The following is a 14,066-nucleotide window of genomic DNA, read 5'->3' on the forward strand; positions in this document are numbered from 1 at the left end:
CTGGAAATAAGTATTTACCTCGGCAAACAGGGGATGGCCTGTGGCGATAGAGATCGAGGACAAGTTCGACGTACCGGTGGACTACGAACTCCCCGATCTGACCGGTCTGCCGGGAGTGACCGACGTGGTGGGCCCCAGGACCTACCAGCTTGTCGCGCTCTACTACGACACACCCGATCTGAGACTCGCCGCGCGGGGGGTCACCCTGCGGCGGCGCAGAGGCGGGACCGACGCGGGCTGGCACCTCAAGCTGCCCAAGGCCAAGGGCGTCCGGCAGGAGATCACCCACCCCCTGACCAGGAGCACCAAGATCGTCCCAGCTGAGCTGGCGGAGCTCGTGCTCGCCTACACCCGGGGCGTCCCCCTGGTGCCGATCGCCGAACTCCAGACCCGCCGTGGGGTGACCACACTGGTCAACGGCGCGGGCGTACGGCTGGTGGAGATCGCCGACGACCAGGTCAAGGGCACCGTGCTCGGCGCCGAACCGCACGTCGAGCGCTGGCGTGAGGTCGAGGCGGAGCTGGTCGAAGGCGACGGGAAACTGCTCCGCAAGGTCGGCAAGCGGCTGGTCAAGGCCGGAGCGGCTCCGGCGGACTCCGCCAGCAAACTCGCCCGGCTGCTCGACACCGCCGCGCCCGTCCCCCGGCCGCCGCGCGCCGCCACCAGGCCGGGCTCCGCCGGAGAGGTGGTCATGAGCTATCTCTCCGCCCAGGTGGACGCGCTGCTCGCGCAGGATCCCCAGGTACGGCGGGCCGAGGAGGACGCCGTGCACCAGATGCGCGTCGCCAGCCGCCGGCTCCGCAGCGCGCTGAAGTCGTTCGCCTCGATCGTCGAGGGCACCGGGCACCTCCAGGAGGAGCTCAAGTGGCTCGGCCGGATCCTCGGCGAAGTACGTGACCTGGAAGTCGTCCGGGAACGCTTCACCCGCAGGCTCGACAGCCTGGACGGCGAGCTGATCGTGGGCCCGGTCAGGGCGCGCCTCAGCTCCGACCTGCTCGACGCCGAGCACGAGGCCTACGACCGGGTCAGGGAGATGCTCGGCGGGGAACGCTACTTCGCCCTGCTCGACTCCCTCGACGACCTGACGGGCGGACCCACGTTCACCAAGGCGGCGGGCAGACCCGCCGGCACGCTGGACACCGTCGTCGCCAAGAGCTGGCGGCGGGTCCTCAGGGCCTACGCCAGGGCTCAGGCGGCCGGCGACCCCGTTGCACGCGAGCCCGCCATGCACGACGTGCGCAAGGCGGCCAAGCGGGCCCGCTACACCGCCGAGGCGCTTGGGATGAGGAAGCTCGCCGGGCGGGCGGAGGCCGTACAGGAGATGCTGGGCGCTCACCTGGACGGCGTCGTCGCCCAGGGACGGCTCGGGGCCGAGGCCGAGGCCGCCCGGCGGCTCGGGGAGGACACCTTCACCTACGGTGTGCTGACCGGACTGGAACGGGCCGCCGCCGAGCGCGCCTTCGAGGAGTTCCCGCGTCTCTGGTCCAAGACCACGAAGGCCGTCGCCAAGCTCCTGTGAGCCGCCGGCTCACTCAGGTGAGATAGCGGTCCATGCCCACGATCCTGCCTCCGGCGCGGTGCAGCACCATGAACGCGCCCTTGCGCAGCTGCGCGTCTCCCGGCCGGTCGCAGAGTCCGGCGATCAGCTCGGGCAGGACCTTGCCGTGGCTGCAGATCACCATGGGCCTCTCCGCGGCCATGGCCCCGGTGACCAGGCGCAGGGAGGCGCGGGGGTCGTAATGGGTCTCCGACAGGAGGCGCTCGCGGCGGATCTCCAGCCCGGTCCGTTCGGCGTACGGTTCCAGCGTCTGCACGCACCGCCTGCTGGGAGAGCTGAGCAGCTCCGTGGGGTGGTAGCCGGACAGCACGTCCGCCAGCACCTCGGCCTGCATCCGGCCGGCCTCGTCGAGCGGCCGCTCGTCGTCGTCGCCCTCCCACTCCTGGCGCGATCCGGCCACCCCGTGCCGGACGAGGATGAGCGGCGTGGTCCGCAGGGGGACCGCGGTGAGCGCGCGGAGCAGTCCGGCGTCCCACTCGTAGGTCAGCCGCCGCCTGGCCTCCTTCACCGGCAGCCAGACGACCTTGTCGACCTCGTCCACCGCGGTGTACCGCCGCCCGGAAGCCACCCGGGCGGTCCAGTAGTCGACGCGCTTGAGCCGTCTGCCCTTCAGGTAGTGGATCGGCGGCAGCGACCGGCCGAGCAGCGCGGTGATCCCCGTCTCCTCGGCCACCTCCCGCAGCGCCCCGGCGATGACGTGCTCGCCGGGCTTCAGCTTCCCCTTGGGGAAGGTCCAGTCGTCGTACTTCGGCCGGTGAACGAGTGCGACCTCCGGTGCCGACTCCGTGCCCCGCCACACCACCGCCCCGGCGGCGCGGATCATGTCGGTCGGATGGACGTCGGGCTCAGTCATCGATCGTCCTCCATCGCCGGGTGGCGACCAGATGGGTCTGCAGGTCCTCGCCCCGGTGCCGGGTCCAGGTTCCGTCCGAGTTGAGCCACCAGGTGGAGGTCTCCTCCGACATCGCCCGGTCGAGGAGGCCACTGAGGTAGATCCGCTGCTGCTGGCTGGCGACCTTGACCAGTGCCTCGACCCGGCGGTCCAGGTTGCGGCGCATCAGGTCGGCGCTGCCGATCCAGATCTCCGGCCTGCGTCCCCGGCCGAACTCGTAGATCCGCGAATGTTCGAGGAACCGGCCCAGCACGCTCCTGACGCGGATGTTCTCCGACAGCCCCGGAACGCCCGGCCGCAGCGTGCACACTCCGCGCACCAACAGGTTCACCGGGACGCCCGCCGTCGAGGCCCGGTAGAGCGCGTCGATGACCGGCTCGTCCACCAGGGAGTTGGTCTTTATCCTGATACCGGCCGGGCGGCCCGCCCGCTGGTGGGCGATCTCCCGCTCGATCCTGGCCAGCAGCCCGCCGCGCATCGAGTGCGGGGCGACGAGCAGCCGCCGGTAGGCCGAGTGGTTGGAGTATCCGGTGAGGTGGATGAAGAGGTCGGTGACGTCCTCGCCGACCAGTGGATCGGCGGTGAGCAGCCCCAGGTCCTCGTAGACGCGGGCGGTCTTGGGGTTGTAGTTGCCGGTGCCGATGTGGCAGTAGTTACGGAGCTCGCCGGAGGGCTCCTGCCGTACGACGAGGGCCAGCTTGCAGTGGGTCTTCAGCCCCATCACCCCGTAGACCACGTGGCAGCCGGCACGCTCCAGCTTGCGCGCCCAGGTGATGTTGGCGCGCTCGTCGAACCGTGCCTTGATCTCCACCACCACGACGACCTGCTTGCCCGCCTCGGCCGCGTCGACCAGCGCGTCCACGATGGGCGAGTCGCCACTGGTCCGGTAGAGCGTCTGCTTGATGGCCAGCACGCTCGGGTCGGCCGCCGCCTGCTCGATGAACCGCTGCACGCTCGTGGAGAACGAGTCGTACGGGTGGTGCAGCAGCACGTCCCGCTCGCGGAGCACCGCGAAGAAGTCGTCCTCGACGTGGATGACCTCCGCGGGCACGAAGGGACGGAAGTTCAGCTCGCCCCGGTCGAGGTCGGCGATGGCGTGCAGCCCGGTCAGGTCCAGCGGGCCGGGCAGCCGGTAGATCTCGTGTTCGGCCACTCCCAGCTCGTCCACCAGCAGGTCGAGCACCGCGGGGGTGATGGTGTCCTCGACCTCCAACCGGACCGGCGGGCCGAACCGGCGCTTGAGGAGTTCCCGCTCCAGGGCCTGCATGAGGTTCTCGGTGACGTCCTCGTCCACGTCCAGGTCCTCGTTGCGGGTCACCCGGAAGACGTGGTGCTCGACGATCTCCATGCCCTTGAAGAGCTGACCGAGGTGCGCGGCGATGACTTCTTCGAGCGGGACGAAGCGATCCTTGGACGCCGCCACGAAACGGGGGAGCTGGCTTGGCACCTTCACCCGGGCGAACACCGTGTGACCGGTCACGGGGTTGCGGACGGTGACGGCCAGGTTGAGCGACAAACCGGAAATATAAGGAAAAGGATGGGCGGGATCGACGGCCAGCGGTGTCAGCACCGGCCGGATCCGTTCCCGGAACAGCTTGCGCATCTCGGTCCGCTCGTCCCGGCCCAGATGCTCCCAGCGCATGATCTGGATGCCCTCGGCCGCCAGTTGGGGCCAGAGCCGGTCGTGGAAGCAGGCCGAGTGCCGCTGCGCGAGGTCGTCGGCGATGGCGGCGATCCGGGCCAGCTCCTCGCGGGGTTTCAGCCCGCTCTTGGTCCGCAGGAGCAGTCCGGTGGCCATCCGCCGTTTGAGGCCGGCCACGCGCACCCGGAAGAACTCGTCCAGGTTGCTGGCGAAGATCGCCAGAAACCGGACCCTTTCCAGCAGGGGGAGGGAGGAGTCCTCCGCCAGCTCCAGAACCCGCTGGTTGAACTGCAGCCAGCTCTCCTCGCGATTGAGGAAGCGTTCCTGCGGAAGAGGTGGTCCTTCGTCGGCGGCTAGTGCGGGTTCTGCGGACATATGAGCAGAATGCCCGCTTTAGTTGAACTTAACGTTAATTTCGTCGCAACGGTCGTTGTTGCTTATCCGCTGGATCACCGTCGGGCTCCGTCTCGTCCGTGCGCCCGGGGAGCTTGACCTGCCGTACGGCCTCCCGTTCGGCGGCCCTGGTCTCCCGCTGCCGGATCTTCTCCTGCTCCTTGAACTCCCGCTCGCGGGCCTTCTCCTGCTCCTTGAACAGCCGCTCCTGCTCCTTGAGCTCCCGTTCACGGGCCTTCTCGGCGTCCCGCCGGTCCTGGAGCCGCGCCTTCTCCTGCTCCTTCGCCAGCTTCTCGGCCTCGCGCCGCTCCCGCTCGCGGATCTTCTCCTGCTCCTTGAGCTCCCGTTCGCGGGCCTTGCCCATCTCCCGCAGTTCCTTGTCGGTCGGGCGTGGCGGCAGTTGCGCCCGGCGCTGCTCCATGCCGCGGGAGGAGGCGGTCAGCCGGGGACGCGGGTCCAGCCCGACGAGGCCGTTCCACGCCAGGTTGACCAGGTGCGCGGCCACCTCCTCGCGTGGAGGTCTGCGGACGTCCAGCCACCACTGGCCGGTCAGCGCCACCATGCCCACGAGCATCTGCGCGTACATCGGCGCCAGTTTCGGGTCGTAGCCCCGTCCGGCGAACTCGTCGACCATCACGTCTTCGACCTGGCTGGCGATGTCATTGATCAGGCTGGCGAACGTGCCCGTCCCCGAGGCCGCGTGCGAGTCGCGGACCAGGATGCGGAAGCCCTCGCTGTTCTCCTCCACGTAGGCGAGCAGGGCCAGGGCGGCCCGCTCCAGCTTGATCAATGAGTGCGAGGCCGACAGCGCCTCCGTCACCATGGCCAGCAGCTTCTGCATCTCCCGGTCGACGACGACCGCGTAGACGCCTTCCTTGCCGCCGAAATGCTCGTAGACCACCGGTTTGGAGACGTTGGCGCTCGCGGCGATCTCTTCAACCGACGTCCCGTCGAATCCTTTCTCCGCGAACAGGGTCCTGCTGATCTGGATCAGCTGCTCCCGGCGTTCCTTGCCTGACATACGTCGTCGAGGTTCGCTCACGGTTCTAATAATGACGTCCTGCGGTCGTGAGGCGGGAACCGTGGCTCCGGCCGCCGGGGCGGTGGTTGTCGGGCTGTCGGGTGGCGGTGGTGTGTTCCGGGCCGCCGGGGCGGACGCTGTCGGGCCGTCGGGCGGCGGTGGTGTGTTCCGGGCCGCCGGGGCGGACGCTGTCGGGCCGTCGGGCGGCGGTGGTGTGTTCCGGGCCGCCGGGGCGGTGATTGCTGGGCCGTCAGGTGGCGGTGGTGTGTTTCGGGCCGCCGGGGCGGTGATTGCTGGGCCGTCAGGCGGCAATGCGCTTCGCCGCCAGTCGCTCGGGGGTCGGCCAGCGGACGTCATGGGCCCAGCCCGCCTTCTCGAACCAGCGGATCACACCCGCGCTGAGGTCGATCTGGCCCCGGAGCGCGCCGTGCCGGGCGCAGGTCGGGTCGGAGTGGTGCAGGTTGTGCCAGGACTCGCCGAACGAGGGGATGGCCAGCCACCAGACGTTGCGGGACTTGTCGCGGGACTCGAAGACCTCTTCGCCGAAAACGTGGCAGATGGAGTTGATCGACCAGGTCACGTGGTGCAGCAGGCCGATCCGGACCAGCGTGCCCCAGAAGAAGCCGGTCGCCATGCCCCACCAGGACATCGTGAACAGGCCGCCCAGCACCGCGGGGAGCACCATCGTGGTGATCGCCAGCACCGGGAAGAGCTTGTGCAGCTTGACGATGTCGGGATCCTTGACCAGGTCCGGAGCGTATTTCTCGCGGTTGGCCCGGTCCGCCTCGAACAGCCAGCCCATGTGGGCCCAGAGCAGGCCCTTGGTCACGGCGCGGAACCCGGTCCCGAACCGCCACGGCGAGTGCGGATCACCCTCCTTGTCGGAGAACTTGTGGTGCTTGCGATGGGTGGCCACCCAGTCCAGCACCGACATCTCCATCGCCAGGCTGCCCGCGACACCCAGCACGATCTTCAGCGGGCGCTTGGCCTTGAAGGATCCGTGGGTGAAGTGGCGGTGCAGGCCGACGGTCACGCCCAGGCCGGTGATCACGTAGAGGACGCCGGCGATGACGATGTCGCTCCAGCCCAGCCCCCACCCCCAGGCGAATGGGATGGCGGTGAGCAGGGCGATCAGCGGCGCGGCCACCACCACGCCGAAGGTGATGATCTCAGTCCGGGTCTTCCGCTCGGGATCGGCTTCGGGTTTGGGGCCAGGACCAGGACGTTCTGCGACGACGGTCATGCGCTACCTCGCGTAGCTCGGAGAAGGGCAACGGGCTTTTGTCTGGCTACGCCACCGTAACCTACGCCATCGTAAGTTAGGAATCCCCAACTGTTTAATATGGGGAAGGTGACTCTCGCAGAGGGAACCAATAGTGGTTTCATGTCTTGTCTACCACCCGTCTGACCTGCTAAACGGTGCGCTCGGTACCAGGTCTGTGAGGTCGTTACCCCAGTTGGCCCCCTTCATGGCCGACGATGACGCAAAACGAGGCGCGTTCGACGCCGAGGGCTCGGTATCGTAGGGGGGCCAGGTGGTCGGATCCTGTCCGAACCGCCATGTCGGTCCGGCATTGGGTAATTGGCAGCCCGCAAGGTTTTGGTCCTTGTTGTCCAGGTTCGAGTCCTGGTGCCGGAGCCATCGCTTCTGTCCGTTTTATTGACTGGGCTGGTCGGCTGGGAGGGTTCCCGGCGGGGAAGGTATCCTCACGTTGTCGAGTGGGTTACCGGATGTTGCCCTGGTGGTGGATGTCTGGTGTCCCGCCCTTTCATGTCTCAGCCGCGATGCCGAGGGAGCCTCGTCCGTGAGTGTGCCGTGCCCGGCCGCCGTCATCGTCCTTGCCGCAGGCGAGGGCACCCGGATGAAGTCGAAAACACCGAAAATCCTGCACGAGCTGTGCGGCCGTACCCTGGTCGACCACATGCTCACCGCCGCTCGAGGTCTCAGACCCGAGCGGCTCATTGTTGTCATAGGGCACGAACGAGAGCGGGTCCACGCCCATCTGGCGCGGACCAGCCCGGATGCCCAGGTCGTCGTGCAGGCTGAGCAACGGGGGACCGGCCACGCGGTCAGAATCGTGCTCGAAACGGCCGGGACCATCGACGGCACCGTCCTGGTCACCTACGGGGACACGCCGCTGCTGCGGGCCGACACCCTGGCCACCCTGCTGGAGCGGCACGAACAGGACCGCAACGCCGTCACCGTGCTGACCGCCGAGGTCCCCGACCCGTACGGCTACGGCCGCATCATCCGTGACACCACGGGAGCGGTCCTGGAGATCGTCGAGGAGAAGGACGCCAGCCCCGAGCAGCGGGCGGTCCGGGAGATGAACTCCGGCGTCTACGCGTTCGACGGAGCGCTGCTGGCCGACGCGGTCAAGCGGGTGTCCACCGCCAACGTCCAGGGCGAGGAATATCTCACCGACGTCCTGTCCATCCTGCGGGAGGACGGCCACCGGGTCGGCGCGCACGTCGCCGCCGACTACGTCGAGGTGGAGGGCGTCAACGACCGGGTGCAGCTCGCGTTCGCCCGCACGGTGCTGAACTCCCGGCTGCTGGAGACCCACATGCGCGCGGGGGTCACGGTGATCGACCCGGCCAGCACCTGGGTGGACGTGGACGTGACCCTGGAACAGGACGTGGTGATCCACCCGGGCACCCAGCTGCACGGCCGTACGGCCGTCGCGGAGGGAGCCGAGATCGGACCGGCCTGCACGCTGACCGACACGGTCGTCGGCGAGGGCGCGGTGGTCCGCAACGCCGTCTGCGTCGAGGCCGAGATCGGCCCCGAGGCACTGGTGGGCCCCTACGCCTACCTGCGGCCGGGCACTGTGCTCGCCCGCAAGGCCAAGGCGGGCACCTACGTCGAGATGAAGAACGCCCAGGTGGGCGAGGGTGCCAAGGTTCCTCACCTGTCCTACGTGGGCGACGCGACGATCGGCGCCGGAGCGAACATCGGCGCTTCGGCGATCTTCGTCAACTACGACGGCGTCAACAAGCACCGGACGACGGTGGGCGAACGCGCCTTCGTCGGGTGCGACACCATGCTCGTCGCGCCGGTGAACATCGGCGACGGCGCATACACCGCCGCGGGCTCGGTCATCGACAGCGACGTCCCCGCGGGGGCGATCGGCGTGGCCCGCGGGCGGCAGCGCAACATTGAAGGGTGGGTCGTGCGCAGGCGCGCGGGCACCAAGTCGGCCGACGCGGCGCTGAAGGCCGCCGAGGCCGGGAACCAGCAGGGGAGCAAGTCGTGAGTGGCATCAAGCTGACCGGTGAGAAGAACCTCATGTTCTTCTCCGGACGGGCGCATCCGGAGCTCGCCGAGGAGGTGGCCAGCCACCTCGGAATGGACATCACCCCCACCACGCTCCGCGACTTCGCCAGCGGCGAGATCTACGCCCGCTACCCGGAGTCGGTCCGGGGCTCCGACGCGTTCGTCATCCAGAGCCACACCGAGCCCATCAACCAGTGGATCATGGAGCAGCTGATCATGGTGGACGCGCTCAAGCGCGCCTCCGCCAAACGGATCACCGTGATCATGCCGTTCTTCGGCTACGCCCGCCAGGACAAGAAGAGCCGGGGCCGTGAGCCCATCACCGCCCGGCTGATGGCCGACATGTTCAAGACCGCGGGCGCCGACCGGCTGATGTCGATCGACCTGCACACCTCCCAGATCCAGGGCTTCTTCGACGGCCCGGTGGACCACCTGTTCGCCATGCCGGTGCTGGTCGACTACCTCAAGGACAAGCTCGACCTGGAGACGACCACGGTCGTCTCGCCCGACACCGGCCGGGTGCGGCTCTCGGAGCGCTGGGCCGACACGCTGGGCACCCCGCTGGCCTTCATCCACAAGCGCCGCGACCTTGAGGTCGCCAACCAGGTGAAGGTGAGCGAGGTCGTCGGCAAGGTCCGTGGCCGCACCTGCGTGCTGATCGACGACATGATCGACACCGCCGGAACGATCTGCAAGGCGGCCGACGCGCTGTACGAGCAGGGTGCCGCCAACGTGCTCGTGGCCGCCACGCACGCGGTGTTCTCCGACCCGGCGGTGGACCGCCTGAAGAACTCCAAGATCTCCGAAGTGATCGTCACCAACACCCTGCCGCTCGCGGAGGAGAAGAGGTTCGACAAGCTCACGGTGCTGTCCATCGCTCCGATGATCGCCCGTGCGATCAACGAGGTCTTCAGCGACGGCTCGGTGACCAGTCTGTTCGAAGGCGACAGCTGACCGTCTGCCGGCGGCCGAGCCGGCCGGGCGGGCCCCTGGAAAACATCCGCTAGGCTATACAGATTGCGTGCGTTCGTAACGCCTTCCGCTAGGGCGGGTGAGGGGGAACGCACCATCCCGCTCCGTCGAAGATCCCTAGGAGATCCGTCATGCCCGAAGTACTCATCAACGCCGAGCCCCGCAGCGAGTTCGGCAAGGGTGCCGCCCGCAAGATCCGTCGCGAGGACAAGGTGCCCGCCGTTCTCTACGGGCATGGCACGGACCCCCAGCACCTGATCCTCCCGGGCCACGAGCTCCTGCTCGCCCTGCGCACGCCGAACGTGCTGATCCGCCTCCAGGGCGCGGCCACCGAGCTGGCGCTGCCCAAGGGCGTCCAGCGCGACCCGATCAGGGGCTTCCTCGAGCACGTCGACCTCCTCCTCGTCAAGAGCGGTGAGAAGGTCACCATCGACATCCCCGTCACCGTGGTGGGCGAGGTGGCCGACGGCATCCTCGACCAGCAGCTCGTCTCCATCTCGGTCGAGTCCGAGGCCACCCACATCCCGACGGGTGTCGAGGTCGACGTCGAGGGCATGGAGATCGGCACCCAGTTCACCGCCGGTGAGCTGAAGCTGCCCGAGGGCACCAGCCTGATCGCCGACCCGGAGACACTGGTGCTGCACGTCACCGCGACCCCGACCGGCGAGCCCGAGGCCGCCGAGGGCGAGGCCGCCGAGACCGCCGAGGCTCCCGAGGGCGAGTCCGCCGAGTAGTTTTCTCTGCTACACCTGTCAGGGCAGCTCGAAACCGGGCTGCCCTGACGCGCATATGAAGGGATGCCGACCGTGGACCGCTGGTTGGTCGTGGGCCTGGGGAACCCCGGGCCGGAGTACGCCGGTAACCGGCACAACGCGGGTTTCATGGTGCTCGACGAGCTCGCCGCACGGTCCGGCGGACGGTTCAAGGCACACAGGTCGCGGGCCGAGGTGCTGGAGGGCCGCCTGGCGGGCGCCCCCGCGGTGCTGGCCAAGCCGCTGTCCTTCATGAACCTCTCGGGCGGGCCGGTCAAGGCGCTGGCCGACTTCTACAAGGTGGACCCGGCGCGCGTGATCGCGGTCCACGACGAGCTGGACATCCCCTACGGCGCGCTCCGGGCCAAGCTGGGCGGCGGCGACAACGGCCACAACGGGCTGAAGTCGATCACCAAGTCGCTCGCCACCAAGGACTACCTGCGGGTGCGCTTCGGCATCGGCCGTCCGCCCGGCCGGATGGACGCCGCGTCCTACGTCCTGCGGGACTTCGTCACCGTCGAGCGCAAGGACCTGCCGTTCCTGGTCGACCGGGCCGCCGACGTGGTGGAGTCACTGATCACCTCAGGTCTTGAGGCGACCCAGAACGCCTTCCACGCCGGCGACCTGAACGTCTCCGGCCCGCCCCGGTAGCGCGAGCACCGGCCGGGCCGCGCCGTACGGCGTCGCCCGGACCCCGGGATCAGCCGAAGGCCATCAGGTTCTGCAGCAGTTCGGCCTGCTCGATCGCGTCGTCGAGCGCGTTGTGGGTGTGCGGCCGTGCGGAGCGCAGGTGCTTGGGCATCTGCCGTTTGGTGGCCCAGCCGATCGGCACACCCGCTTTGGCGGCGTAGAGCGTCTTGATGTCGATGCAGCGTGAGTGCCCGAATGGTGAGACACCGCCGAAGCGCATGAAGTACCAGTACATCCACATCCAGTCGTAGGAGAGCGGGTAGGCCGCCAGCACCGGGGTGCCGGCGGCGCACACCTCGCGGATCCACGCGGTGGCGCCCCTCATCGCGTCGACCGGCTCCAGGCCGTCGCGGATCAGTGCCTCCCGGTCCAGCCCGCTGACGGCGAGCGCCTCGGGCACGTGGTCGTCACTGATCGGCTTGAGCTCGGCGTAGAAGGTGTGCAGCTGCGGATCGACCGGTTCGAAGACCTTCCCGGTCATCCGCCCCGCCACGGCCATGCCGAAGCTGACCATCGAATACGGCCCGGGGATCGGGCCATCAGCCTCAATATCCACAGAGATGTACGTTTCGGTCTTCAACCCTCCGGCCCTTCCACTCCCCGCTAGCATTCGGTCACTGTCCGTTGATGATTGGTTACGCAGGGAGAGCGCGTGCGCGACGTGACCGTCGTCCAGGCGATACCGAGATCCGCGACGACGCCTCGCCTCCGCATGCCGGGCTGGGTGCGCGGATATCGAGCACGGGTGGTCGTCGCCGACATCGGCTCCGCGGCTCTCGCCGGCTTCCTCGCACTCTCCGTCCGCTTCGGCGAGATTACTCCGTATGTCGCTCCCTATGTAATGGTGAGCGCCGCGCTCCCCCTCCTCTGGGTCTGCGCGGTCGCGTTGAACCGTGCCTACGAGCCCCGCCTGTTCGGCCTGGGACCGGAGGAGTTCCAGCGGATCCTCCAGTGCGGGTTCACGCTCACCGCGGCCGCCGCCATCGGTGCCTATGTCACCAAGACCGACGTGGCCCGCGGTTACGTGGTGCTGGCGATCCCGCTGTCGACGGCGCTCACCCTCCTGGCGCGCTACGGCCTGCGCTGCCGGCTGCACCGGAGGCGGGCGCGGGGCGACTGCATGCGGCGGGTGCTGGCGGTGGGTCACCGGTCCGCGACCGCCGAGTTGATCCGCCGCTTCCGCCGGGAGCGCCACCACGGCATGGAGATCGTCGGGGTCTGCATGCCGCGCGACGGCCTGGGCGACGTGGAGGGCGTTCCCGTCCTGGGAGGTCTCTCCGACGTCGCACTCGTGGTCGGGCAGGTCACGGCGGACACCGTGGCCGTGCTGGCCTGCCCGGAGATGGACGGGGTGGCGCTGCGGCGGCTGGCCTGGAGGCTGGAGAAGACCGACACCGACCTCGTCGTGGCGCCGGCGCTCATGGAGGTCGCCGGCCCTCGGATCACGATCCGCCCGGTGGCCGGGCTACCGCTGCTGCACGTGGAGCATCCCGAGATCACGGGCATGCGCCAGGTGGTCAAGAACCTCTTCGACCGGATCGGGGCCGGGCTGCTGCTGGTCGCCCTGCTGCCCCTCCTCGCCGGTCTGGCGGCGGCCGTACGGATGTCGGGTCCGGGGCCCGCGTTCTTCCGCCAGAGACGGGTGGGCCGGGGCGGCGCCGAATTCACCATCTACAAGTTCCGCACCATGGGCGTCGACGCCGAGCGGCAGCGGATCGACCTCACCGGGGACGGGCAGAGCGTGTTGTTCAAGATTAGGAAAGATCCGCGGGTGACCCCGCTGGGAGCCCGCCTCCGCCGCCACTCCCTGGACGAACTGCCCCAACTGATCAATGTGGTGCTCGGACATATGTCGCTGGTCGGACCCCGGCCGCCACTACCGGACGAGGTCGCCCGGTACGGAGACGACGTCCGGCGCAGGCTGTTGGTCAAGCCGGGGATGACCGGCCTTTGGCAGGTGAGCGGCCGATCCGACCTGTCCTGGGAGGAATCCGTCCGGCTGGATCTGCGTTATGTCGAGAATTGGTCTCTCACGCTGGACCTGCAGATCCTGTGGAAGACTTGGTCGGCTGTCGCACGAGGATCTGGAGCGTACTGATGATGATTCGTGACGATCATGTTCTCGCCACGGACCTGGCAGCGGAGGCCGGCGAGAGGCTGCTGGCCCTGCGGGAGAAGGAGGGGTTCGCCGACCCCTCCGGACTCCGCAAGGAGGGTGACGCGTCCGCGCACCTGTTCCTGATGGAGGCTCTGGCGCGGTCGCGCCCGGCTGACAGCGTGCTGTCGGAGGAGGCGACCGGGGAGGAGCGCCTCGACCCTCGCCGGCTGCGGGCCGAGCGCGTCTGGATCGTCGATCCGCTGGACGGCACCCGTGAGTTCGCCGAGGAGGGCCGGAGCGACTGGGCGGTCCACGTGGCGCTCTGGGAGCGGGGTGAGCTGACCGCGGGAGCGGTCGCGCTGCCTGCCCAGGGCCGGACGCTGTCGACCTCGCAACCTCCCGTGCTTCCCGCGTTCCGGCCGGACGCCAGGCCGCGGATCGCGGTCAGCCGGACCCGGCCGCCGGAGTTCGTCCAGGAGCTGGCCCGGCTCGCCGGCGCCGACCTGGTCCCGATCGGATCGGCGGGCGCCAAGATCTCCGCGGTGCTCACCGGAGAGGTCGAGGCCTACGTGCACGCCGGTGGCCAGTACGAATGGGACTCCGCCGCGCCGGTGGCCGTGGCCCTCGCCGCGGGTGCCCACGCCAGCCGCGTCGACGGCTCCCCCCTGGTCTACAACCAAGGGGACCCCTCACTGCCGGATATTCTTGTTTCCCTACCGGGACTGGCACCAACGTTGCTCGCTGGAATCCGGGATCTGCACCGATAATCCC

Annotated in this window: 12 protein-coding genes and 1 tRNA gene; 8 read left to right on the top strand and 5 right to left on the bottom strand. The window is 68.9% G+C overall.

Annotated elements, in window-relative coordinates; translation table 11 throughout:
- The first annotated feature begins 40 nt into the window (after positions 1–40).
- Positions 41–1,519 (top strand): CHAD domain-containing protein, encoded by a 1,479-nt coding sequence (locus tag OHA77_RS25170; protein ID WP_406311947.1) that lies wholly within the window; start codon positions 41–43, stop codon positions 1,517–1,519.
- Between the two features lie 13 nt (positions 1,520–1,532).
- On the opposite strand, the gene OHA77_RS25175 is transcribed toward OHA77_RS25170, so the two are convergent.
- The 4 genes from OHA77_RS25175 to OHA77_RS25190 form a co-directional block, all read right to left on the bottom strand.
- A complete protein-coding gene (locus OHA77_RS25175) occupies positions 1,533–2,411 on the bottom strand; it encodes an NUDIX domain-containing protein (protein ID WP_406311948.1) in 879 nt (292 codons plus the stop codon).
- Positions 2,404–4,467: an RNA degradosome polyphosphate kinase gene (locus OHA77_RS25180; protein WP_406311949.1), complete on the bottom strand. Its 2,064-nt coding sequence runs from the start codon at positions 4,465–4,467 to the stop codon at positions 2,404–2,406. The genes OHA77_RS25175 and OHA77_RS25180 overlap by 8 nt, the downstream gene beginning before the upstream one ends.
- Positions 4,468–4,501: 34 nt before the next feature.
- A complete protein-coding gene (locus OHA77_RS25185; protein WP_406311950.1) occupies positions 4,502–5,527 on the bottom strand; it encodes a TetR family transcriptional regulator in 1,026 nt (341 codons plus the stop codon).
- Positions 5,528–5,807: 280 nt separating this feature from the next.
- Positions 5,808–6,749 carry a fatty acid desaturase gene (locus OHA77_RS25190; protein WP_326825760.1) on the bottom strand — a complete coding sequence of 314 codons (942 nt, stop codon included), beginning with the start codon at positions 6,747–6,749 and terminating at the stop codon, positions 5,808–5,810.
- A 324-nt stretch (positions 6,750–7,073) separates the two neighbouring features.
- On the opposite strand from OHA77_RS25190, the gene OHA77_RS25195 reads away from it, so the two are divergent.
- From OHA77_RS25195 to pth, 5 genes are all read left to right on the top strand, one after another.
- A tRNA-Gln gene (locus OHA77_RS25195) sits at positions 7,074–7,148 on the top strand.
- Positions 7,149–7,311: 163 nt separating this feature from the next.
- Positions 7,312–8,763 (top strand): bifunctional UDP-N-acetylglucosamine diphosphorylase/glucosamine-1-phosphate N-acetyltransferase GlmU, encoded by a 1,452-nt coding sequence (glmU, locus tag OHA77_RS25200; protein WP_406311951.1) that lies wholly within the window; start codon positions 7,312–7,314, stop codon positions 8,761–8,763.
- Entirely contained in the window at positions 8,760–9,737 is a 978-nt protein-coding gene (locus OHA77_RS25205) for a ribose-phosphate diphosphokinase (RefSeq protein ID WP_326825758.1), read from the top strand. Before glmU ends, OHA77_RS25205 begins: the two co-directional genes overlap by 4 nt.
- Positions 9,738–9,886: 149 nt before the next feature.
- Positions 9,887–10,489 (top strand): 50S ribosomal protein L25/general stress protein Ctc, encoded by a 603-nt coding sequence (locus OHA77_RS25210; protein WP_406311952.1) that lies wholly within the window; start codon positions 9,887–9,889, stop codon positions 10,487–10,489.
- A gap of 63 nt (positions 10,490–10,552) precedes the next feature.
- Positions 10,553–11,158 carry an aminoacyl-tRNA hydrolase gene (gene pth / locus OHA77_RS25215; RefSeq protein ID WP_326825756.1) on the top strand — a complete coding sequence of 202 codons (606 nt, stop codon included), beginning with the start codon at positions 10,553–10,555 and terminating at the stop codon, positions 11,156–11,158.
- A 49-nt stretch (positions 11,159–11,207) separates the two neighbouring features.
- Here the strand turns inward: pth and OHA77_RS25220 are convergent, their stop codons facing one another.
- Complete coding sequence (locus OHA77_RS25220) at positions 11,208–11,753, bottom strand: exonuclease (RefSeq protein WP_326825755.1); 546 nt, start codon at positions 11,751–11,753, stop codon at positions 11,208–11,210.
- Between the two features lie 156 nt (positions 11,754–11,909).
- On the opposite strand from OHA77_RS25220, the gene OHA77_RS25225 reads away from it, so the two are divergent.
- Both OHA77_RS25225 and OHA77_RS25230 read left to right on the top strand, forming a co-directional pair.
- On the top strand, positions 11,910–13,295 hold the full coding sequence (locus OHA77_RS25225) for a sugar transferase (protein ID WP_406319869.1): 1,386 nt from the start codon (positions 11,910–11,912) through the stop codon (positions 13,293–13,295).
- The gene (locus tag OHA77_RS25230; protein ID WP_406311954.1) at positions 13,295–14,062 is read left to right on the top strand and encodes a 3'(2'),5'-bisphosphate nucleotidase CysQ; all 768 of its coding nucleotides are present in this window, start codon (positions 13,295–13,297) and stop codon (positions 14,060–14,062) included. Before OHA77_RS25225 ends, OHA77_RS25230 begins: the two co-directional genes overlap by 1 nt.
- The last annotated feature ends 4 nt before the right edge of the window (positions 14,063–14,066 follow it).

The sequence above is a fragment of the Streptosporangium sp. NBC_01639 genome (assembly GCF_045209755.1).
GTDB lineage: Bacteria > Actinomycetota > Actinomycetes > Streptosporangiales > Streptosporangiaceae > Streptosporangium.

Coding starts and splice junctions, on each gene's coding strand:
- OHA77_RS25175 (WP_406311948.1), bottom strand. CDS start 2,411: ATGACTGAGCCCGACGTCCATCCGACCGACATGATCCGCGCCGCCGGG.
- OHA77_RS25180 (WP_406311949.1), bottom strand. CDS start 4,467: ATGTCCGCAGAACCCGCACTAGCCGCCGACGAAGGACCACCTCTTCCG.
- OHA77_RS25190 (WP_326825760.1), bottom strand. CDS start 6,749: ATGACCGTCGTCGCAGAACGTCCTGGTCCTGGCCCCAAACCCGAAGCC.
- OHA77_RS25210 (WP_406311952.1), top strand. CDS start 9,887: ATGCCCGAAGTACTCATCAACGCCGAGCCCCGCAGCGAGTTCGGCAAG.
- pth (WP_326825756.1), top strand. CDS start 10,553: ATGCCGACCGTGGACCGCTGGTTGGTCGTGGGCCTGGGGAACCCCGGG.
- OHA77_RS25225 (WP_406319869.1), top strand. CDS start 11,910: ATGCCGGGCTGGGTGCGCGGATATCGAGCACGGGTGGTCGTCGCCGAC.
- OHA77_RS25230 (WP_406311954.1), top strand. CDS start 13,295: ATGATGATTCGTGACGATCATGTTCTCGCCACGGACCTGGCAGCGGAG.